Origin of the sequence: Shewanella psychropiezotolerans (assembly GCF_007197555.1) — a bacterium.
Lineage (GTDB): Bacteria > Pseudomonadota > Gammaproteobacteria > Enterobacterales > Shewanellaceae > Shewanella > Shewanella psychropiezotolerans.
This window is the reverse complement of sequence record NZ_CP041614.1, coordinates 4,792,283-4,815,332: the sequence shown is the minus strand read 5'-3', so window position 1 is coordinate 4,815,332 and position 23,050 is coordinate 4,792,283. Positions and strand designations below refer to the sequence as shown.

Below are 23,050 nucleotides of genomic sequence, written 5' to 3'. Positions count from 1 at the left end.
TAAAAGTAAGCGGTTTTATGGCTAAAGTATTATTAAGTTTATATCTAGATTGTTCGACTAATGGCTAGTATTAATATATAGCGTTATCTATTAAGGGGGCGCTACTTCATATAAAATGGTTATACTCCCATCCCTCTTTTAATTATAAGCCTTATTTTTATTGGTTCTGTGTTGTAAGTGGTATTGTTTTTTGTAATGAAAAGAGTTTTCTCATCTTATTTAGGTGTGAGTTCATATATATTTAATTATAAGCTTATAGCTTAAGTAAATATAAGACTAACTTAATCCTTATTCAGTATTAGCACTGAAATTAATTTCCACCTTCGATTTTTCTTGATGCTTTACCTTGTAAGATTTTGATTTTAATTGTGTTTCTCAAGTATTTCTTCGCTGTTTAATCTTGTCCCTTCTAAATTTAAAATGTGTTTTCGTAATTTTATTACAGAAATACATTGACTTGGTTTAATAATGATAATAAAAATAGCCTATGAATTTTATTTATTGGTCAATGCTCTTTATGTGTACTTTGATTCTGAATTTGTTTTTCTATTTATTGCCGGGTGATTTGTTTTTAGAGTGCTTTTTATAATATGTAAATAGTAGTTGTCTACTATTTACATATTATAAGTAGTCTACTTATGTTTAAGTTCATTTATTTTAAATAAAATCTCTCTGTCATCTGTTTGACATGAATGTACCTCATCTTGGTATTTTCTGTTGCCGTGAATGTCAATGAGTATTGGTATGTTTATTTCGTATAAGGACGACGAGTATGGGGCTGGAAAAGTTACTGTATCTGCAGGGCGTCGGTGCCGAGTTTATCAATTTCAGTGGTCAGAATATCCGTATCCCTGCTCAGGACAGGGAGGGAGTATTGAGGTGCATGCTGGATAAATTAGTTGATACTCGAGGTGAAATCGATGCAGGGTATCTGGAGCGGCGTATTCATGAACTCGATGCTAAACCATGGACCTTAGGGCTTCATGGTTTTCAGCATACCTATCTGGATGAGCCTGAGGTTAGCTTGTATCTGCCCTATGGTTATCAAGATGAATTGACGCTGAGGATCTTAAGTGAGTCGGGCTGCTTATTCAGTCTTAGCGTGCTGCCGTCCGATATGCAGATAGTCGGTGATTATCACATCGGCAAGACTCAATACTTACACTATCGCTTATCCTTGCTGAAGCTAACACCTGTCAGTTCAGAAGATGCCAAGGTGAATACAGAGCCCTGTGTCGGGTCGCAAGCTGATTCTCCTGAGATGAGGTTGGGTTTAGGCTATCACTGCGCCGAGTTAATCGCGGGGATACACAGGTATTCGGGTATCGTCATGATGGCCCCAAGACAAGCATTTAGACTCTCAGATATAGATTCAGACATAAATCCAGATAAAGACAAGGTCTCGAAGGCTCAACCTCGTCCTTGGGGGCTCAGTATTCAGCTCTACTCGCTACGCAGTGACTGTCAGTGGGGTATTGGAGATTTTGGCAATTTAACTGAAATTATCGAGTTGGTGGCCGCGCATGGGGGAGATTTTATTCAGTTGAACCCGCTGCATGCCTTAGATATCGCTGAGCCAGAACAGGTGAGCCCGTATAGTCCCAGTGACAGACGCAGAATTAATCCCCTCTATATTCATATTCAAGGTGTTCCTGAGTATGCCCAAGTAAAATCTAAGTTGCAGTCAGATGAGTTTGAGAGTCTAAGGCGCGCAATCAATATTGACAATTGGCTGGATTATCCCCAGTTGACCCAGCTTAAATATCGCGCCTTTATCCATTTGTATCAATCCTTTAGTCAGTCAAAATCTAAAAAAACATTGGTCAGGAGGCAAGCATTCGATGATTTTGTGCATAGAGAAGGGCAAGCACTGACTCAATTTGTCGAGCTTGAGTCGGCGAGAGCTGCCGATGACTTACCCAAGAATCTCAACTTCTATCGTTTCTTACAGTTTGTTGCCGAAGAGCAAGTCTGTGCCTGCCAGGCGAGTGCCAAGCAAGCTGGGATGTCATTAGGCTTGATACGGGATCTCGCCGTGGGCGCTAACCCAGAAGGGATTGAAGTCAGGCAAAACCCGTCGCAATTTTGCCTCAGTGCCAGTATCGGAGCACCAGCGGATCCATTTGCGCCTCAGGGACAAAACTGGGGCCTGTCTCCCTTAAAACCACGATCAATGAAAAAAGATAATTTTCAATATGTTATTTCCATACTTCGAGCCAACATGCGTCACTGTGGTGCATTGAGAATCGATCACGTGATGTCTTTGCTGAGAATGTGGTGGTGCCCATTGGATGAGAATAACGGGCAGGGAGCCTATGTGTATTACCCAGTCGACAGTCTTTTTGCCATTCTATGTCTGGAAAGCTGGCGAGCCAGGTGCTGCATCATAGGAGAAGATCTCGGTCTGGTTCCCCCGAGATGGATCAGCGCCTGCGAACCTCGGGAATCTATTCCAATCAGCTGTTCTATTTTTGTAAGCACAGCAATGGTTTCATGAGTCCCAGTAAACATAAACAAGACAGTTTAATGATGCTGGCCAATCACGATGTGCCTAACTTAGCCGCGTGGTGGTCTACCAGCGATCTGCATCTAAGACGTCAACTTGAGCTTATCGATAATGATGACGCCTTGGGCGATGCGCTGAACGGCCGCGAGCTTGAGAAACAGCAGTTGCTTAGCTTGCTGATGAGTCTTGGTTGTATCGATAAAACCGCCGTCGACAGTCTGGAGTTTGAGGCGCTACTTGAGGCCTGGATCAGTGCCTCAGCCATGAGCCGTTCGGCCTTATTTAGCGTGCAGCTTAGCGATCTCATTGGCGACATACACAGCGTGAATATCCCTGGAACCTGGCATGAGTATCCCAATTGGCAGCGACGCTTGCCTATTAGCCTCTCGGCTATAAAGGAATCTCCACGAGTGAAGCTCCTGCTAGAGCAGATAAGGGCGGCGAGAAACTCAGAAGGCTAGGGAGTTTAACTATTGGTGCCTGAATGCGCAAAGCCCAGCTGGAATGTATTTACAGCAGTGTATCGGCATAACAGGTGATTAGCCTGATAAATTTTAACGTTAATGGAAGATAAATGATGACTCAAAATGCCCCTCACTTTCATCACGGCGCGGATATTGCGCTGCTTAATGGTGAATATTGCGATGTGTTTTCTCTGTTAGGCATGCATCTACTGGAAAACCCGAGCGGTACGCCGACAAAAAACACCAAAGGCAAGCAAGCCGAAGCTAAAGCCGTTCAGGTTAAAAAGCGGTTGGTGGTGCGCTGCTTATTACCTGGTGCCCTCAGTGTCGAGGTGCTTAGCCTTAAGGACGGACGTAAGCTTGCCAGCTTAGAACGGGTCAATGAAACCGGTCTGTTTGCCGGGGTGATAGGGCGAAGGGTGAAACCTTTCCTCTATAAATTACGGGTCGAATATCCCTTGAGCGTCGAAGAGATCATCGACCCCTATCAGTTTCCAAGCTTGTTAAATCGAGACGACATTTATCTGTTTGCTGAGGGACGCTTAGAGCAGGCTTATCACCTGTTGGGGGCTAATTGGCGGCAGAGCCAGGGAGTCGATGGGGTGAATTTCTGTGTGTGGGCCCCCAATGCCAGGCGCGTGTCTGTGGTGGGAGATTTTAACCATTGGGACGGGACTCGGCATGTGATGCGTCAGCACTTGGCCAATGGCCTATGGGAGATATTCATTCCCGATGTTAATGAGAAAGCACATTATAAGTTTGAGCTGATATCTGAGTATGGCGAGTGCATAGAGAAATCGGATCCCTACGCTAAAGCCATGCAAGCTGCGCCGGGGAATGCCTCCTTGATACCCCTTAAGCAAGATTTTAACTGGCAAGATAAAGAGTGGCTAGAGTACCGTAAAGCTCAGCAATGGCACCACCAGCCAATTTCCACCTATGAGGTTCATCTCGCCTCATGGCGACGTAAGGGAGATGAGGGTGAGCTTTTTCTGAATTACCAAGATCTCATCGAGCAGCTCATTCCTTATGTTAAAGAGATGGGGTTTACCCATCTGCAGCTGATGCCTATCAGTGAATATCCCTTCGATGGCTCTTGGGGCTATCAGCCTGTGGGCTTGTACGCGCCTAGCCATAGATTCGGCGATACTTCAGGATTGAAAACATTTGTCGATGCCTGCCATAAGGCGGGCTTGGCCGTGGTACTCGACTGGGTGGCCGCACACTTTCCCAAAGACCCCCATGGTCTAATCCAGTTTGATGGCACTAGCCTGTATGAGCATCAAGATCCCAGGCGGGGGAGCATCCTGACTGGGATACCTTGATCTATAATTACGGCCGCGGCGAAGTGCAAAGCTACCTGCTGAGCAATGCTTGCTATTGGCTCGATGAGTTTCATTTCGATGGCCTGCGTATCGATGCCGTTTCCTCCATGTTATATCTCGATTACAGCCGTGAGCCGGGGCAGTGGCTCCCCAATGCTGAGGGAGGGCGGGAAAACCTAGAGGCCATTAGCTTTCTGCAGAGCCTTAACCAGCGTCTATACCAGGCATTTCCGGGGATCGTCATGATCGCCGAAGAGTCTACCGCTTGGCCTGGAGTGACGAAACGGGTCGATGAGTCTGGCTTAGGTTTTGGCTTCAAGTGGAACATGGGCTGGATGAACGATAGCCTGCGCTATCTGGGCCGGGATCCAATCCACAGGAGTCATCATCATAACGAGCTGACCTTTAGCTTGATGTACTGTTTCAGTGAGCAATTTATCTTGTCCTTGAGCCACGATGAGGTGGTTCATGGCAAGGGATCATTGCTACATAAGGTGCCAGGTGATGACTGGCAGAAGTTTGCCAGCCTACGGGCATATTTCGGCTTCATGTGGGGGCACCCGGGTAAGAAGCTCCTATTTATGGGCAATGAGTTTGGCCAAAGAGACGAGTGGAGTCATGAGCGAAGTTTAGATTGGCATCTGCTGCAGTATGCCCCGCATCAAGGGCTGCAGGCCTGGGTGAAAGACCTTAATCACCTGTACCTCAGTCAGCCCTCACTTTACAGCCAAGACACCCTGGCAGATAAATTTCAATGGCTCGATTGCGATAATCACCAGGCTAGCGTGTTTAGCTTTATCCGCTATGGCGAGTCCGCAGACGAGCACTTGATATTTGTCATCAATATGACGCCTCAAGTTCACCATGGCTTTCGCATCGGCTTGCCATTGGGCACCGAGTATCGAGAGCTGCTCAATAGCGATAGTGAGTATTATGGTGGCAGTGGGGTGGGTAATACTGGGGTGATATTAGCCGAGAATATGCCTTATCAGAACATGCCTCACAGCAGTCTGATCACTGTACCGCCTCTGGGATGTTTAGTCTTATCGCCATCTCATTTAACCAGTCACTCAGTCATTGATTCAGCTACTAACTTAACCACTAGCTTAACCACTAACTTAACCATAGGGTTAGAGCAGACTGGTGAGCCTGATGAAGCTAACTAACGGTAAGCCTTATCCATTAGGGGCGAGTGTCGATGATTGCGGGGTCAACTTTGCCCTGTTTTCGGCCCATGGGACTCAGGTCACTCTGTGTATATTCGACGAACATGGTCATGATGAGATCGGGCGTTTTATCTTGCCGAGAAAGTCGCAACATATCTGGCATGGGTATCTTGAAGGGGCGAGGGAAGGTCTGCTATATGGATATCGCGTCGACGGTTTGTTTCAACCGCTATCCGGGCACAGGTTTAATGCCAATAAACTCCTGCTCGACCCCTATGCAAAGCAATTGGTGGGCGAGTGCAGTGATAACCCACGCCATTACAGTTACATACTCGAAGATAGTGAACAAGATCTCTCCTTCGACACGACAGACAATGCTGCCAGTATGCCAAAGTGTCGGGTGGTAGATTATCGCCAGCTTGGACCCGTGATCCCGGTGCAAAAAAGTTATAGCCAGGAGGAGGTATCACTGTCTCTGAGGCGCAGCATCATCTATGAACTGCACGTTAAAGGCTTCACTCAGTTGCATCCGGGTATTGTCAAACATCACAGGGGGACCTTCGCCGGACTCGCCAGTCCTGAATCGATAAGCTACCTCACCAACTTAGGCATCACCTGTGTCGAGCTTATGCCAGTGCAGAGTTTCTTCGATGAGCCTTTCCTGCAACAGAAGAAATTGAGTAACTATTGGGGCTATAACAGCATAGGTTTTTTTGCCCCGCACCAGAGCTATTTGAGTGGTGATGATGTGTTTGAATTTCGTCATATGGTGACTGAATTTCATAAGGCGGGCATCGAAGTGATCTTAGATGTGGTCTATAACCACACCGCCGAGGGCAATCGTCTCGGTCCGACCTACAGTTTCAGGGGCATAGATAACCTAAGCTATTACCGTTTGAGTCCCAGTGAACCTAGGTATTACATCAATGATACCGGCTGCGGTAACACACTCAATATTGCTCACCCTAATGTACTGCGATTGGTGATGGACTCGCTGCGTTATTGGGTGGAAGTGATGGGCGTCGATGGTTTTCGTTTCGATTTAGCGACTTGTATGGGCCGTGAAACCCATGGCTTCGATACCGGGTCCGGCTTCTTCGACGCCTTAGCTCAAGATCCTGTGCTGAGCCAGATCCGCTTGATTGCTGAGCCTTGGGACATAGGTCCGGGTGGCTATCAGTTGGGACAATTCCCCATCGGCTGGAGCGAATGGAACGACAGGTATCGCGATACCATTCGTCGTTTCTGGCGTGGGGATGCTGGGATCTTGCCCGAATTTGCCAGACGTTTTCACGGCTCCAGTGATCTATTTGAACATTCTGGCAGGGCGCCTGCCGCCAGTATTAACTTCGTTACCAGCCACGATGGCTTTTCTTTGATGGATCTGGTTAGTTACAGCCTGAGACATAACGAGGCCAATGGCGAAGACAATCGCGACGGACACCAGGAAAATTTCAGTCATAACTATGGTGTTGAAGGTGTCACGGATGACCCTGATATTAATGGCCTAAGAGCAAGACAGTGCCGCAATATACTCACGACTCTGTTTTTGTCTCAAGGCGTGCCCATGTTGCTCGCCGGAGATGAAGTCGGTCACTCCCAATCTGGCAACAATAATGCCTATTGTCAGGACAATCCCCTGAGCTGGCGGGAATGGCAACAAGACATCAGCAGTAATGCACTGCTGCAGTTTACCCGCAAGTTAATTCATCTCAGAAAACGTTTCCCTTTGCTTTGCCATCGCCAATACATACACGAGGGTGCCAATGTGGATGCACCCGGACTCGATTGGTTTTGTCGTCAAGGGGTCGTGATGACCAAAGCCTTGTGGAGTGAGACCCAGACTCGTAGTCTGAGTCTGGTGATAAGTGGTGAGCTTGAGGCGCAAAAGGGCTGTCGCCAGGCACTCCTCTTGATGCTTAACACAGACGAGAAAAGCTTGGATTTTTGTTTGCCTGAGCTTGAGAACCTGTCTCCCTGGCGCTGTCTGTTACACACTCAAGACAGTGAATTAAATCCTGAGTCTGTCTCACTTGCTACGAATTTACATTCGTTATATCGCCTACAAGATCGAAGCTTGATGCTGTTTTATGCCGAATTTAAGGAGCCTGTTCATGAGTGTTAGTACCCCTAAACGTCAAGGCGTGTCCAAAGCTAAGCCATCGGATAAGCCACTTAAGGATGAAGTTAAAGAACTCCAGCAAGATTGCGAGCCATGTAATTCCTTATCGGCTTCTTTGAGTCGTTATATGAATAATGGATTGGGTCAGGAAGAGTATGCTCAGCACGATCTGTTTCATGCCTTAGCAAGTAGCGTGAAAGAGCTGATGCTGGATAACTGGCGACAGACCCGAGCCAAAGACAGTCAATATCAGACTAAACAAGTCGCCTATCTGTCTTTGGAATTCTTAATGGGACGCGCATTAGGCAATGCCTTATTGAATCTGGAATTGACCGATGAGAGCCGTGAGGCCCTGAGTCAGTATGCTGTCGACTTGGAGTCTCTGGAGAGTTTAGAGCATGATGCCGGTCTTGGGAATGGAGGTTTAGGGCGACTCGCTGCCTGTTTTCTCGATAGTTGTGCCAGCTTAGACTTAGCGGTTACCGGCTACGGGATCCGTTACGAATACGGCATGTTTGCCCAGAGAATTGTCGATGGCTATCAGATAGAGGGTCCCGACCGTTGGCTTAAAGATGGTAACCCTTGGGAAGTCAGGGTGCCCAATCATAATGTCACAGTGCCCTTCTTTGGGCACACAGAAAGTTATATCGATAAATTGGGCAGGCGGCATGTCACTTGGGTGGATACTCAAGATGTGCAGGCGGTAGCCTATGATATGCCGATACCTGGTTATCGCAATGGCCGCATTAACACCTTGAGGTTGTGGAAATCTGAAGCCACAGATGATTTTGATTTATCCGAGTTTAATCAGGGAGATTATACCGAAGCGGTTGCCAGAAAAAACTTGGCAGAACAGATCACTATGGTGCTCTATCCCAACGATGCCAGCGAGAACGGCAAGGAGCTTAGGCTTAGGCAGCAGTATTTTTTATCCTCGGCGAGTCTGCAAGACTTGCTCAATAACTGGATGAAACACAATGGCAGTGACTTCAGTGACTTTGCTAAGGCCAATGTGATGCAGCTCAATGACACGCATCCTAGTGTGGCCGTCCCTGAGTTGATGCGCTTGCTGGTGGACCATTATGCGTTGGAATGGGATCAGGCCTGGGAAATTACCACCAACTTCATGGCTTATACCAATCACACCTTGTTACCCGAGGCGTTAGAGCGTTGGCCCGTGCGTATGTTCGAGCAGATGCTCCCCAGAATTTTAGAGATCATCTATGAGATCAATGCGCGATATTTGGATGATGTGGCTCACCACTGGCCCGGAGATGGTGACATGCTGGCCAAGATGTCGATCATCGAAGAAGGCAGTGAGCCTCATGTGCGTATGGCCTATCTTGCCATCGTTGCCAGCTTCTCGGTCAATGGGGTCGCTGGCTTGCATACTCAGCTACTGACATCGGGTTTATTTAGACATTTTTATGAGCTTTGGCCGGAAAAGTTTAATAACAAGACCAATGGTGTGACGCCGAGACGTTGGTTGGCACACTGTAATCCTAGGCTGGCCGCTTTACTGACAAAACGCTTGGGGAGGCAATGGGTCGGAGATCTGCAGCACTTACATGCCCTGAGCGCTTTCACCGAGGATAAGGCACTGATTAATGAGTGGCGTGAGGTTAAGCAGGCCAATAAGCGTGAACTCAGTTTGATGATAGCCAAAGAGTGTGGCGTCGAATTTGAGCCTGAAATGATGTTCGATGTGCAGGTTAAGCGCATTCATGAATATAAGCGTCAGCTGCTCAACATACTGCATGTCATTCACTTGTATCATGAGATCCTGCAAGGTAACACAGACGCATTAGTGCCCAGGTGTGTCTTGATCGGTGGCAAGGCCGCGCCTGGATATGCCATGGCTAAGTTGTTGATCAAACTTGCCAATAATGTCGCCCACATGGTCAATTCCGATCCTCAAATCACGCCCTACCTCAGGTTTGCCTTCTTGCCAAATTACAACGTCAGTGCCATGGAGAAGATCTGTCCGGCAACGGACTTGTCCCAACAAATCTCCACCGCAGGTAAAGAAGCGTCGGGTACAGGCAACATGAAATTTATGATGAATGGCGCGCTGACTATCGGCACCTTAGACGGCGCCAATATTGAGATGCTAGAAGAGGTGGGAGAGGAGAACTTCTTTCTGTTTGGTTTAAATGCCAGCCAAGTCAGTTCACTGCAAGAAGATTACCAGCCAGAGCATTTTATTAATGAGTCCCCAGCGCTGAAGCAAGTCATGGAGCTGCTGGAGAGTGGCCATTTTAATCTACTCGAATCCGGTATTTTCGACACCATCATAGAGAGTATCAAGTCGCCAACAGATCCCTGGATGACGGCGGCGGATTTTGAATCATATCGACAGGCTCAGCAGCGGGCTGCGAGTGCCTATCGAGACCCAGATAGTTGGACAAAGATGAGCATACGCAACACAGCATGCAGTGGGCGTTTTTCGAGTGATGTCACCATTTCTGCTTACAGAGATGAAATATGGAAAGCTTAATCATGCAATACCCTAAAGTCGCAATCATTAACCCAATACAGCAAACGTTGAACGGTGAAAGCCAATTAACCCTAAGCAATGAATCTCAAGGAGCGAGTATAGATGCCTAATCCGAGTCCACGTTATATCAGTAATATAACCCGTGATACCTATGCCATTATCTTGGCCGGAGGCCGAGGTTCCCGTTTGCATGAGTTAACTGAGTGGCGCGCGAAACCTTCGCTCTATTTTGGGGGGAAGTTTAGGATCATCGATTTCCCACTATCGAACTGTATCAACTCAGGGATCCGCCGTGTGGGCGTGGTGACTCAATATAAATCTCATTCGCTCATTCGTCATGTCATGCGAGGTTGGGGCCATTTTAAGAAAGAGCTTGGCGAGTCGGTGGAGATCTTACCTGCATCTCAGCGCTTCTCGGAAAACTGGTATCAAGGCACGGCCGATGCAGTGTTTCAAAATATGGATATTATTCGTCACGAGATGCCTAAATACGTGATGATTTTATCGGGCGATCATGTCTATCGTATGGATTATGCGGGAATACTCGCCGCCCATGCAGAGTCCGGGGCGGACATGACCGTTTCCTGTTTAGAGGTGCCGGTAGCCGAGGCCGCTGGAGCCTTCGGTGTGGTACAGGTCGATGAAACCCAGCGCATCTTAGGCTTCGAAGAGAAGCCAGAAGTGCCTAAACACCTGCCGGATAATCCGGAATCTTGTCTAGCCTCCATGGGAAATTATGTCTTTAACACAGAGTTTCTGTTTGAGCAGCTCAAAAAAGATGCTCTGAATGAAAACTCTGAGCGAGATTTTGGTAAAGATATCATCCCTTCCATTATCCAAGATCATAATGTATTCGCCTATCCATTTTGCAGCGATTTTAACGACCAAAAAGCCTATTGGCGTGATGTGGGGACTCTGGATTCATTTTGGCAGGCCAATATGGAACTGTTATCCCCAACACCGCCGTTAAACCTATACGATGCAAAGTGGCCTATCTGGACCTATCAGGAGCAACTTCCGCCGGCAAAGTTTGTCTTCGATGATGATGACAGGCGAGGCATGACCTTAGATTCTATCGTATCCGGAGGTTGCATCATCTCTGGGGCAACGGTGCGCAGGAGTGTGTTATTTAATGAGGTGAGAATCTGCTCTTATTCACAAGTCGAAGGCGCGGTGATTCTGCCCGATGTAGTGGTGCAGCGACATTGTAAAATTAAGAATGCCATTCTCGATCGTGGTTGCATCATTCCCGAAGGCACTGTGATTGGTTATGACCATGTTCATGACAGAAAAAGAGGCTTTAGGGTCTCGGAGAAGGGCGTGGTGTTAGTGACAAGAGACATGTTGGGACTGCCATTAGGCTATGAGTGAATCTCTGTACTTGATTCTGCACTTTATTTTGCGCTTTATTTCGTAGTGGATAAGGAAAGAACATTGAAAAGAGTATTGATGTTAGCCGCCGAGAACGGCTCGATACCAAGGGCTAAAGTGGGGGAATGGCGGATGTTATCCGCGATCTCCCGGCCGCTTTGGCGGAGCAAGGTGTGATGACCGATGTGATTATGCCAAGTTATGGCTTTCTCGCTGGCTCAGTTAACGCCACTAAGCTTGCTGAATTTAGTGTGACTTTTGGCGGTGCCAGGCAGAGTGTCGCTCTGTTAAGTACTCCTCATCCGGAAGTTGAGGGCGCGGTGATCTATTTCATCGACGCTCAAGATGGCGTGTTTAGCGGGAAAGCTCAGGAGATCTATAGCCAAGGTAGTGACGAGCGGCCCTTCGCCGAGGATGCCAATAAGTTTGCCCTGTTTTGCCTCTGTGTGGCGACGGCGATCAACGAGCACTTGTTACCCTGGCCGAAGCTGATACATCTCCATGACTGGCACAGCGCCATGTTTTCCCTCTTGAGCCAATACGATGAAGATTTCCAAAAGCTTTCGGCTATTCCCTGTGTCTATACCATACACAATCTGGCCATACAGGGGATACGCCCACTCAGAGGTGACAGCTCTTCCTTGAGTGCCTGGTTTCCGAACCTACTGGAAAAGTTATCTCCTGAGCAGCTTAGAGCTGTGATAGACCCCCGCTATCCCCATTGTATCAACCCCATGAGAGTCGGAATTAATCTGTGCGCTAAGGTTCACCTGGTTTCACCGACTTACGCCGATGAAGTGCTGAAACCCTCAGATCATGGCGCTGGTTTTTTTGGTGGCGAAGGACTGGAGGCAGATCTGCAGCGTAAACAAGACTCGGGTGCGCTGGTGGGGATATTAAATGCCTGTGTCTACGATGAGCTTGCCGATGAAGCGAGTGTTAAGGAGAGTCTTGGGAGTGCCAAAGCCAGTGTCAGGGATAAGCTCAGAGACAAGGGCGTCAGGGGTACGGCTGCTAAGAATAGAGCGAACACTCAGGAGTTAGGCAATAAACCGGATCACCCCAGGGCTGTGCAGGGTATAGTCGAACAAGATGATACCTGGCTCGGGCTGTTGGAACTGATGGAGTCGGCGCTGTTGTGCTGGCAGGGTGATAAACAGTGGGTTGCCTGTTGTGATCAGATAGCCCTGACGCGAATTGCAGGATTGTGGCGACGTGTCTGGCTATCTAAAGATACACAATTATCTAAGCTGCAATCGGCAGACAAGCCGTCGATGAATAAGCACATAGGCCCAAATATGCTAGTGACTTCGGTCGGTCGACTGACGGATCAGAAGGTGCTTATCTTGCGTCAGAGAGTCGTGCTCGCTAATGGCCAGCGAGTCTCAGTGCTCGAGTCTATATTACAGGCTTTGGCTCAGACTCATCCCGAGGGGGTATTCATACTGCTGGGCAGCGGCGACGCTAAAATCGCCCGAGAATTCAGTGCCATTGCAGCCGGATATGCTAACTTCATATTCCTTAATGGCTATGATGAGGCCGTTTCGGATGCCCTGTATCGAAACGGCGATCTCTTTATGATGCCAAGCTCTTTCGAGCCTTGTGGGATAAGTCAGATGCTCGCGATGAAGGCGGGACAAATTTGTTTGGTTCACGGAGTGGGTGGCCTGCGCGATACTGTGGCCGATAATGAAACCGGCTATCTGTTTTTTGGTGATAGCCTAGCGGGGCAAGCTGAGAGTCTGTTGGGGCGTTTTTCCGATGCCCTCGGGGAATATAACAGTGAAAAGTGGCAGAGTATGGAACGCTTAGCCAGTCAACAGAGATTCGATTGGGCAAGCTCAGCGCTAAAGTATAGGCAAGATCTCTATGAGTTTTAAATCATCGTCTTAGGTATCTGATTTAGCATTGAACTAAATGGCTAAATCAGCTACCGACATCAGCATCGAAGTCATCAGGCATCTGCTAATGACTCGATGATGCTCAAACCTAATGTATATTTTGATGGCTGAATCTTAAGTGTTTGGCATCTTTGATCAGTTTGACGAAATCTTTTCGGCTTATGTGCACTAAGCTGCTATGGTCTCCAGCCTCAAAATAGACTTCTTTGGCATCCACTAACAGATCGTCATAAACCGCTTCTAAATTGTAGGCGCCTCCAAAGGGGGGAATAGCCCCATTCTCACAGTCATTAAACATCTGATAGACAGCCTGCTCCTTCATCAGGTGTAGGTCTCGATTGAGTTTGTCCCCAGTGCCCCCAAGCTGATTTTATGGTTAGCGGGTAACACTGCCATCATCTTACGTCCTTCATGATCTTCTAAGATCACCGCTTTTGCCAGCTGGGATGGTGAGACCTGCGCCGCTATGGCCGAGCTCAGGGAATTAAAGCTATGGGGATGAGAGACAAGCTCATAGTTCACTTCATTATCCTGCAGATACTCATTTAACCGGGTAGAAATAGCCATGGTGTTACCTCTCGAAGCCAATATGGCGTTAGTAGTAATTATAGTCCAGAGGCTTAAAGTTAGGTTCGAACGAACTCAAATCGCTCAATAATATGTACTGAACATTGAGTCATATAATTAACCTTCGTAAGATAGGTTACTACATGACGTATTTATCTGATTTATAATCCTTATTTTATTTTTTATTCAATTCTTATTCAAATATCCCTCAAGCTTTAACATGATTAATATTCATCTACCCTTGATTATTGCATGCAATATACAGTAGAAATAAAAGAAACATTTTATTAACAAAAGTACTGTCTAGTGAAAGCACCAAGAAAAAATCAATAAATAGAGATGGATAATTAAAGACACCTGCCCACCTTGCATGTGTGCAGTCAAAGGAATATCTACGGGTCGCATCGTAGAACTAAAGTGTCTTTTTACTTATATGAATAGTATGTCCAGCGATAAGCTGGCGCCGTTGCATGAGGTAAACCCTATGAGAAACATTATAAAACCAATAAATAGTATATCTTCCAAAAAGTCTATTCTAGCTAGCGCTATCTTACTTACCCTTAACCTAGGTGTGCTATACGCTCCCTCAGTGCAAGCGGCCGAGATGTGTGGCACTAAAACCTTAGAGCGCCAGGGGGAAGTCCCCGCTAATCAAGCTTATTGTATTACCGATTATGGTCATTATTTCTATGTGAATGTGCCCTATGAGAACAGTGATGTCACCATTACTACATCCGGTGGAACATTCAGTGGCAGTGATGCCGATATCGTCCTCTATGATGGTGATGACTGGAGTGGCAATGCGGAACTGACCAGTGCCACAGTCGGTACTAATAATGAGTCAATCTCTTTCGTGTCCCGCGCCGGAGCACGTTATTTCAAGATTAACGGCAACATACAAGAAACGACACTGCAAGTGACTGTGACTGGTGGCGATATTCCACCTCCTATGGGTGACTATATTGTTTTCGACACGAATATTGTTGTCGACCTTCCTACGCCATCTATTTCATCGAAAGCACAATACGGCAACGCGATTGCTACCATCTTAGCCGCGACTTACAGCGATTTTGAAGGTATTGCCAGTGGTGTAAATGACCCTATTGATGATGTGAGCGATGCGGTTCACTATCTTGCGAGCGCTGACGATCTGACCGACCCAGATCTCAATCAACTGCTGTATTTCTTGGGCTCATATAAGTATTACGCGCCTGCTATGTCAGATGCAGAGGCCGTTAAGCTGAGCATTGCACTTCAAGCCGTCGCGAGTATGACTGGCTTCTTGAGCACTGATGGCGGCGTTATCCAGGAAGGTTATGCTAAGGCGCTAAATAACTTTGAGCGCGGCGCTGGTGCGAGCTACTTTAAGGACCAACTGCCTCACCTGTTAGCGACTATTCAATACTACTCTACTCAGACAAACCCGTTTGGCGCCACCAATGCCGGTGATGCGGCCATGGCGCTACTAGGAGCCATTGGTTCTGCTGCCTACTATGGTGATGGTTCGGTCAAATCTGCCTACAACAGCAATATGCTGGATGTGCTTTCTGTGATGCGCTCCTTTGCCTTCTTGGGGGAAACGTCACTGGATATGAAATGGTCCACCGAAGCCGATAGAAAATGGATCTTACCCCATACCTTTATCGCTATGGGCAAGATATCGAGTATAGCAACCGACGAGGCCAAGGCGCGTTTCGATAGCAGCATCTTAGAGGTACATGGCAAGGTGACTCAGGTGATCTCGGTCGAAACCACTGAGACCATAGTGACTAAGAATTACTTAAAGTCAGCGGGTCGTCAGTGTGAGGCGAGCGACCCCTTGTTTGGTAGCTGTGTGGTGCCACCGAAAGAGGAAGACATTTTAACCGTACGTCATCAGTGTACCGATAAGGTGGTTATTCGCGCCCAATCAAGTATTAGCCAGGCAACCTTAACCCAGTCTTGCACCGATATTGCGTTGCAAGAGACTGAGTTCCACAATTTCTTCAATACCGGCGGCGTGCCTGTTACTGGTGATCAAAACGATGTCATAGAAGTGGTGGCGTTCGCCAGCCCCGAAGATTATGAAAAGTACGCCCCTGAGTTTTTCGGCATTAGCACCAATAACGGTGGTATGTACCTCGAAGGTACGCCGGAGAATGTCGGTAATCAGGCGCGCTTTATTGCCATGCAGTGTCCGGATTCTTGGGTGGGAACATCTTGTCAGTATATCGACCAGATTTATAACTTGAGACATGAGTTTGTACACTATCTAGATGGTCGCTATATCAAGGCGGGATCATATGGCTCATTCGATTATAACGTTTCCTGGTCAGAGGGCATGGCCGAGTATATGGCCAATGGTGCCGAGCATACCCGTACACTTAATGCCTTAAAGGGCGAAACGATTCCACCTCTGTATAACTTGCTATTTATGTCCTATGAGTATGATGATTTGTATCAATGGGGCTATTTTGCCATGCGCTATCTGGGTGAGCAGCATCCGGATGAAGTCGCCTCTATCACAGCTGCGCTGCAGGCCGGTGATAATGCCGCCTATATCGAAGTACTAAAAGGTGTAGCGGAGCGCACAGAGGCTGGTTTCGAAGCCTTCGTGTTAGCAAATTCTGAAACTGTGTCACCAGCCACGGCATTGATTCCGGCAGCGGATAGCATAGGCAGTTGCGCCTTGGCTCAGCAATATGTGCGTAAGGTGGACGCGAATAAGACCGAATATACGGTCACTAATACCACAGATACGCCTGTGTCTCTGTTTTGGATAGATAACAACAAGGGCACGGCTAACTTCGCCAAGAACTATAAAACGTTAAATCTTGGTGAAAGCTACACAGCTGCAAGCTGGAGTGAAGGCGATCGCTTGATGCTGACCGATAATGCCATGAACTGTTTAGGGGTTGCTGTGATGGAGCCGGTTCAGAACAGCTTCTCTATCGATGCAGATTTAGTCAAAGATGTGGTGCCTGAGGCGATTCCCGAACAAGATATGCTGGGCAGCTGTGAGTTAGTGAGACCTCACCTTATCAAGGATGAGTCCCATGCCTTTACCATCACTAACACCACAGACTATCCGGTTCGTCTGTTCAGAGTCGATAACCTGACAGGCAAACCTAAGTATGCCAGTGCGGCAACTGGGTTTGATTTTGGTTACGGTACGCTCAATAAGGGGGAGAGCTACACATCCGATATCTGGTATGGCGATCGTCGTATCATGCTAGCCGATGCCCGCTTGAATTGTTTAAGTGTGGGTGTGCTAAACAATGCAACTGCCGATTTCATTATCGACGCGGCTACCATTGCTAATGTGGCGGCGCCTGAGCTAATTCCAGCTGCCAATACAATAGGCAGTTGTGATCTGATGAATAAGCATCTAACGGGTCCGTTTGAGGCTGATTTCTCCTTTACCAATAACAGCAGCACATCTGTGCGTGTTTACCGCGTAGACAATGAAACCGGTGAGCTTAGCGAGAGCTTTGGTTTCACGACCTTGGCAAGCGGAGAAACCTATGACAGTGCTACCACCTGGAAGTGGTTTGGTAACCGCCGTGCGGCAATTACCAATACTGGCGGCCAGTGTTTAGGCGTTGCTGTGATGACGGAAGAAGGTGTCAGTAATGATTACCTAATCACTGAAGAACTCGTCGGTGGTGGAACGACTCCTGTGGACACAGATGGGGACGGCGTCATAGATTCACAAGATGCCTTCCCCAATGATCCAACTGAATCTGTCGATACGGATGGCGATGGTGTGGGTGATAATGCCGATGCCTTCCCTAACGATGCGACGGAAACGCTGGACAGCGACGGTGATGGTGTAGGTAATAACTCAGATGCCTTCCCTCATGACGCAACGGAAACGCTGGACAGTGACGGTGATGGTGTAGGTGATAACTTAGATGCCTTCCCTAACGATGCAACGGAAACCTTGGACAGTGACGGTGACGGTGTAGGTGATAATGCCGATGCCTATCCAAACGATCCTAACAATGGTGTAGTGCAGAGCTGTGGCGTCGCGACGATCACCTCTGGCCAGTTGAGCCTTGAAAATGAAGAGTGTATCAGTGGTGGCAAAGGCAGTTTCTATGTCTATGTGGATGCGGATAACACAGATCTGTACATCACTACACAAGGTGGTGAGGGAGATGCCAACATTTACTTTAATGCAGATACTTGGGCGTCATCGACTAACGCGCAATCTAAGTCTGAGCTAAGTGGTAACAGCGAGAGTCTGCATGTGGTGGCTAATCGTGGCTGGCGTTATATTGCCATCGACACTGGCACTAGCTACTCAGGTGTCACTGTGAAGGTGAGTTTAACTGACTCGGGTACAACACCGGTCGAGCCGCCAGTTGAGCCAGAGCAACCTAGTGGATTAGCCGATACGTGCGCGACTGAAACTGTGCAAGATTATGGCAGTATCAGTGACGGTGTTCCTATCTGTGTCAAAAATGGTCGCTCATCTTTCTATATCAATGTGCCATCCGGTACTCAGAGCTTAACGGCTGAAACCGGACACGGCGTCGGAGAGCTGGAGTTATATGTAGGCGAGAGCTGGCCCGATGCGAGCAGCAACACAGGTGCATCAGCGAACCCAGGTACCATAGAGAGTGTGACTGTGAATCAGCCAAAGAGTGGTTGGTATTATGTCTCGGTGCAAAGTATGCCTAGTAGCGAAGATGTGACGCTAAAGGTCACCCTTAAATAGCATTGAGTCGCTAGTAAAAGCTATTTATATCGTTTGCTCATAAAACAAGCGGGTCTTAGGCAACTAAGGCCCGTTTTTTATGTGTAAAAGCAGGATAGTCTTTGAATAGAAGATAAAAAAATGGCTCCGCCTTAAATTAAGGGGAGCCACAAGAATTCTTATAAAGAATCTGTATATGAATGATTAAGCTGCATAGCGCTAGCAAACAAACTTAACTCTTCATTTGGAGGCTCAAATGAGCGTCCTAAAGGGAGGTGATGAACCATGATGAAAACATGTAGCACTCGCTACATATAGTAAGAGTCATGGGATCTGAATTAGTTCATCGTTATGGATAAAAACTTAGATTAATTAGAATTCATCATTATCCGTCTTGAGTCAAGTTGTTGTTGTTATTGTGTTTTATGTCGATTGGTACTTCTTGTTATGAATTTTAAAGTGATAAGAAGATAAAAAAATGGCCCCGCCTTAAAAAGGGGAGCCATAAGAATTCTTATTCAGAATCTGTAGTTGGAAACAATAATGTCGATTAGCGCTAGCAGTCGATAACATGTTTCCAGTAGATACAATGCGTATCTAAAGGGAGATGATGATGAACAGTGAAACGGCTGGGACTGTGAATGACTCATTTGAGTATGAAAAGTCGAAGCCAGAAATTCGGTTCACTATGTATGAGTCATTAATTTAGCGAAAGTTCATTTTGGAAGCAGATAAAGTTATTTTTATTTTTCGACCAATCATTACCTCTTGGAAAACTGATGAAAATGAAGCAAAAAAAGGGCAACACCAGTCTTTTATCAAGATTGGGCTGCCTGATGATCATTTAAGATCAAGGGGACCGCGCTAGAAGTCCCAGGGAGAATGATGAACATGAAAACCTTCTTCGCGTTCATATTCTTTGATGCCCTGAAAATGAATAAGTTCAAAAAATAGACGATATTTTTTGTGTTTAAGTAAAGAAAAAACTATCTTGTTGATTAGCCTAGCAAACTATTTATCTCTTTTTCTATCGCTTCAGGCTTAGTGGTAGAAGCAAATCGCGTTAACACCTTTCCTTGGCTATCAATTAAGAATTTGGTGAAATTCCATTTGATCCCCTGGCTGCCTAGAATCCCCTTAGCCTCGGATTTGAGGTACTCATAGAGGGGATGTGCCTCAGGGCCATTGACCTCTATTTTCTCAAAGAGGGGGAAGTTCACGCCGAAATTCAGTTCACAAAATGAAGATATTTCACTCTCACTGCCACTCTCCTGGGCTCCGAACTGGTTACAGGGAAACCCTAGGATGACAAAATTATCAGGGCCGTATTTTTCATACAGAGCCTGTAGCCCTTTATATTGAGGGGTGAAGCCACATGCGCTTGCCGTATTGACTATCAATATCACCTTATCTTTATACTCAGATAAGGATACCGATTTTCCTTGGATATTATTTACCGAAAAGTCATAGATGGATGTCATGTTGAATCTCTCCTGAAGGTTTCAGCTAATCTAGCAGTAAGTATAGTTTTGAGCAAACTAATTGCGCACAACTTACATGAGGCTTGAACTGGAGCTCGAACGATACGAATTGTTTCTTTTTTTTCATTTAGTGGGGAGATGATTCTTATTTTTACTCTTTGTGGTTTTCTGGTTGCTTAAGTGTGTGCGATAAAACTATATTACTCTTTAAAAACAATTGAATAGTGGTTGTCTGTGACGTTTTTGCTATTATCCGCAAAACCAATTCTCAGAGGCCAATATGAGCGTTAAAATTTGGAGTAGCCTACTCCTGCTATCGAGTATTTCTGTTGCAGCTAATGCCAACGATTTTGGCATTGGTCTTAACGATGACGTTATTTCTACAGAAATTAATCTAGATCTTAAAAATAATGCCAATGCCGTACTCGGATATATCTATTCAAATGATGGGGGACAACTCATATCGAGTGCCATACATGTAGCCCATGATGCGGGTATTCATCATTTTGAGATCGGAGCAAAGTATTCCTATGCCTGGGCGGAAAACAGTGCTAACGGCAGTGCCATTGGGGTGGGTGGTCGTTACACTATGGCGCTGGGGTCTAACCTCTCTTTCCATGCGTCTGGTTATTATGCACCTTCGGTACTCTCTTTTGGTAGCGTCGATGGTATGTACGAGTTAGACAGTAAAATTCAATTCCAGTTAAATCCAAGTCTTGCACTTTATACTGGCTACAGAAATATTCGTCTGCAGTATGACAACACCAATAACTCTACTTTCGACTCTGGTTTCTATATAGGTGGCAAAGCCAGTTTCTAACTCTCCCTGCTATGCGCAATAACATCAGTCGCTCAGGTGCTATAGCGACTGATGTTTTGTTTAATACCTTGTCATACCCCCATTAAATTTGCTCCGATATATCATTCCGTTACAGTCAAAATAGTCTAAACTAATCGTTAGTGACGCTTGAACTCGTACTGGAACACTAAAGCCATCGGAAGGCAACTCCCTCCATTTTCTACGGCTCAGCCTGTTTCTTCGATTAGATATTGCTATATCACAGCGTCCTGCTGAAAAAGACATCTTTAGCGTTTATTCAAGGGGAAAGCACACTCTTCATCTTTTTGTGACTTATATTGAATAATGCTCAATGTGTAAACGATATTGCAAGCTGCTGATGGCATGTGCGGCTATGATTTCCTTCAAGGATCAGGAGGAAATCATAGAGCCTAGCTGCTTGTAGTTGACCTAAGGTCAACGAATAATTAGATAAAAGGCGAATGATATGATCCAAAGAACACTCTTGTTATTACTCATCTTTTTTAGCCATACAGCAGTAGCTGCAATCTCTTTCGATCAGTCCTTCCTATTTCATGCTAAAGCCGAACAAGCACCTCCTTCTCAACATGCCGATGTGACGCCTTGGATGGCGACACTGGAGAAAGCTGACAGCATCAGTTTAACGGGGGGCAGCTACTGGGTGGTAATGCCTACATTTATGTACGACAGAGAGACTAAATGGGCAATCAGTGTCAGAAACTCCATCGTTGAATCTCTCGATTATTGGGTGATAGGTGACGATGGCAGCAAGCAAGATTCTCACAGTGGTTACTATGCCCCTTATGAGTTTTTGTTTGATTATGGCCGGGAAGTAGAGCTTAACTATGGAGTGGAATATTGGGTTATCGTGAAACTGGAGAGTCGCTATTTCTCTTCGGTGCCTAAGGTGGAGTTAAAGCATCTGCTAGAGCACAAGAAGAGTGCAGATATTGAAGCCATGGCTGTGATGTTATGTCTAGGTGGACTCATCTTTATTGCTTGCTATAACTTACTGATTTTTTTCTCTATCAAGGACCGGGCTTTTCTCTATTACGGTCTCTATGTATTGGCATACTTCTTCGGTTGGGCGCTGACATTTCACATTCCTGCTCACCTATGGGCTTATCATAATTTAGAGTTACACCATCTGTTTTTTATTAGTCTCCCTATATTTAATATCTTGTTCTACAAACATTTTCTTCAGCTTCCTGAATATTCTCCAAAGCTGTGGCGTTTAAGCAAGTACTTGATGTGGCTGTGTATCTTGGCACTGCCGACGAGTATCTATTTGGTCTCCTATACCGCGATTATTGCCTCTGTATTAATCATGTTGTGGATTGGCCTGGCGATTACTTGTGGTAACGTCTGCTTGCTCAAAGGTTTTTCTCCGGCTCGTTATTTCATCTTTGCCTTCACCTGTTTATTGTTGCCAGCCGTGATAATTCTTCCGGGTAATTTAGGGCTAACTCCGGACTTTATCGAATATGCAGAACTTGCCACACTCATAGGCGGAACCGCCGATGCCCTCATGCTGTCCCTGGCACTGGCAAATAAGATCAAGTTATTGTCCGAGGAGAGGCAAACCTACATCAAGACGTTGGGCATCGCCTGGGAGAAAGCCCGTAAGGATGAACTGACACAGCTACAAAATCGACATGCATTCGATGAATTCATGCAAACTCAGCTGTTTGGTATAAATGTTAAGCGGGATGAAGACCTGATCTTGCTGGATATTGATGGTATCACTCTGGTGAATCATACCTTAGGCCATCATGAGGGAGACTGTTTACTTCAATTTGCCGCTAAACAGCTTAAGTCTATCTGTGAAGCCCATGAAAGGCTGAGGTTATTTAGGATCGGGGGAGATAATTTTGTCATTTTACTCTCTATAGAACAGACTCAATCTGTTCTGGTTAAACTCGAGCAAGTCTCTAATGCATTTGAGAAGGAAGGCTATCGAGAGACAGGTATAAGCTATGGTTTCGCTCTGAACAGAGATGCTAAAGATGCCAGTGACTGGTTGAGAACCGCAGATAAGAATATGTATCGCCATAAGACTGAAAAACGTCGTGTTAAGCAGGCTAAGTTGAGTCAGGTCATTAATGATTCCAAGAGTTTAGATTTTATCTAATTTACTGCAACTATAAGA

The 23,050-nt window shown here is 46.3% G+C and carries 8 protein-coding genes and 3 pseudogenes; 9 read left to right on the top strand and 2 right to left on the bottom strand.

Translation table 11 applies throughout. The features are described 5' to 3' along the window. Positions 1-772: 772 nt before the first annotated feature. The 6 genes and pseudogenes from malQ to FM037_RS21015 all read left to right on the top strand — a co-directional run bounded on the left by malQ (position 773) and on the right by FM037_RS21015 (position 13,331). Positions 773-2,967: pseudogene (malQ, locus tag FM037_RS21040) on the top strand (4-alpha-glucanotransferase). Between the two features lie 113 nt (positions 2,968-3,080). Next, positions 3,081-5,461, top strand: a pseudogene (gene glgB / locus FM037_RS21035) (1,4-alpha-glucan branching protein GlgB). After that, the gene (glgX, locus tag FM037_RS21030) at positions 5,448-7,586 is read left to right on the top strand and encodes a glycogen debranching protein GlgX (RefSeq protein WP_144047615.1); all 2,139 of its coding nucleotides are present in this window, start codon (positions 5,448-5,450) and stop codon (positions 7,584-7,586) included. The pseudogene glgB and the gene glgX overlap by 14 nt, the downstream one beginning before the upstream one ends. Next, entirely contained in the window at positions 7,576-10,080 is a 2,505-nt protein-coding gene (locus FM037_RS21025; protein WP_144047614.1) for a glycogen/starch/alpha-glucan phosphorylase, read from the top strand. The genes glgX and FM037_RS21025 overlap by 11 nt, the downstream gene beginning before the upstream one ends. A 102-nt stretch (positions 10,081-10,182) precedes the next feature. Next, on the top strand, positions 10,183-11,451 hold the full coding sequence (gene glgC, locus FM037_RS21020; RefSeq protein WP_144047613.1) for a glucose-1-phosphate adenylyltransferase: 1,269 nt from the start codon (positions 10,183-10,185) through the stop codon (positions 11,449-11,451). Between the two features lie 125 nt (positions 11,452-11,576). Beyond that, on the top strand, positions 11,577-13,331 hold the full coding sequence (locus tag FM037_RS21015) for a glycogen synthase (RefSeq protein ID WP_229380968.1): 1,755 nt from the start codon (positions 11,577-11,579) through the stop codon (positions 13,329-13,331). Between the two features lie 109 nt (positions 13,332-13,440). On the opposite strand, the pseudogene FM037_RS21010 reads toward FM037_RS21015, so the two are convergent. Beyond that, positions 13,441-13,919 (bottom strand): annotated as a pseudogene (locus tag FM037_RS21010) (aminoacyl-tRNA deacylase). A gap of 484 nt (positions 13,920-14,403) precedes the next feature. Here FM037_RS21010 and FM037_RS21005 point away from each other — a divergent pair. Next, complete coding sequence (locus tag FM037_RS21005; protein ID WP_144047612.1) at positions 14,404-18,621, top strand: collagenase; 4,218 nt, start codon at positions 14,404-14,406, stop codon at positions 18,619-18,621. 977 nt (positions 18,622-19,598) lie between these two features. On the opposite strand, the gene FM037_RS21000 is transcribed toward FM037_RS21005, so the two are convergent. Then, positions 19,599-20,081 carry a glutathione peroxidase gene (locus tag FM037_RS21000; RefSeq protein ID WP_144047611.1) on the bottom strand — a complete coding sequence of 161 codons (483 nt, stop codon included), beginning with the start codon at positions 20,079-20,081 and terminating at the stop codon, positions 19,599-19,601. A gap of 280 nt (positions 20,082-20,361) precedes the next feature. Between FM037_RS21000 and FM037_RS20995 the strand changes: the two genes are divergently transcribed. Continuing rightward, on the top strand, positions 20,362-20,901 hold the full coding sequence (locus FM037_RS20995; protein WP_144047610.1) for a YfaZ family outer membrane protein: 540 nt from the start codon (positions 20,362-20,364) through the stop codon (positions 20,899-20,901). A gap of 466 nt (positions 20,902-21,367) precedes the next feature. Further along, a complete protein-coding gene (locus tag FM037_RS20990) occupies positions 21,368-23,032 on the top strand; it encodes a sensor domain-containing diguanylate cyclase (protein WP_144047609.1) in 1,665 nt (554 codons plus the stop codon). Positions 23,033-23,050: the final 18 nt, after the last annotated feature.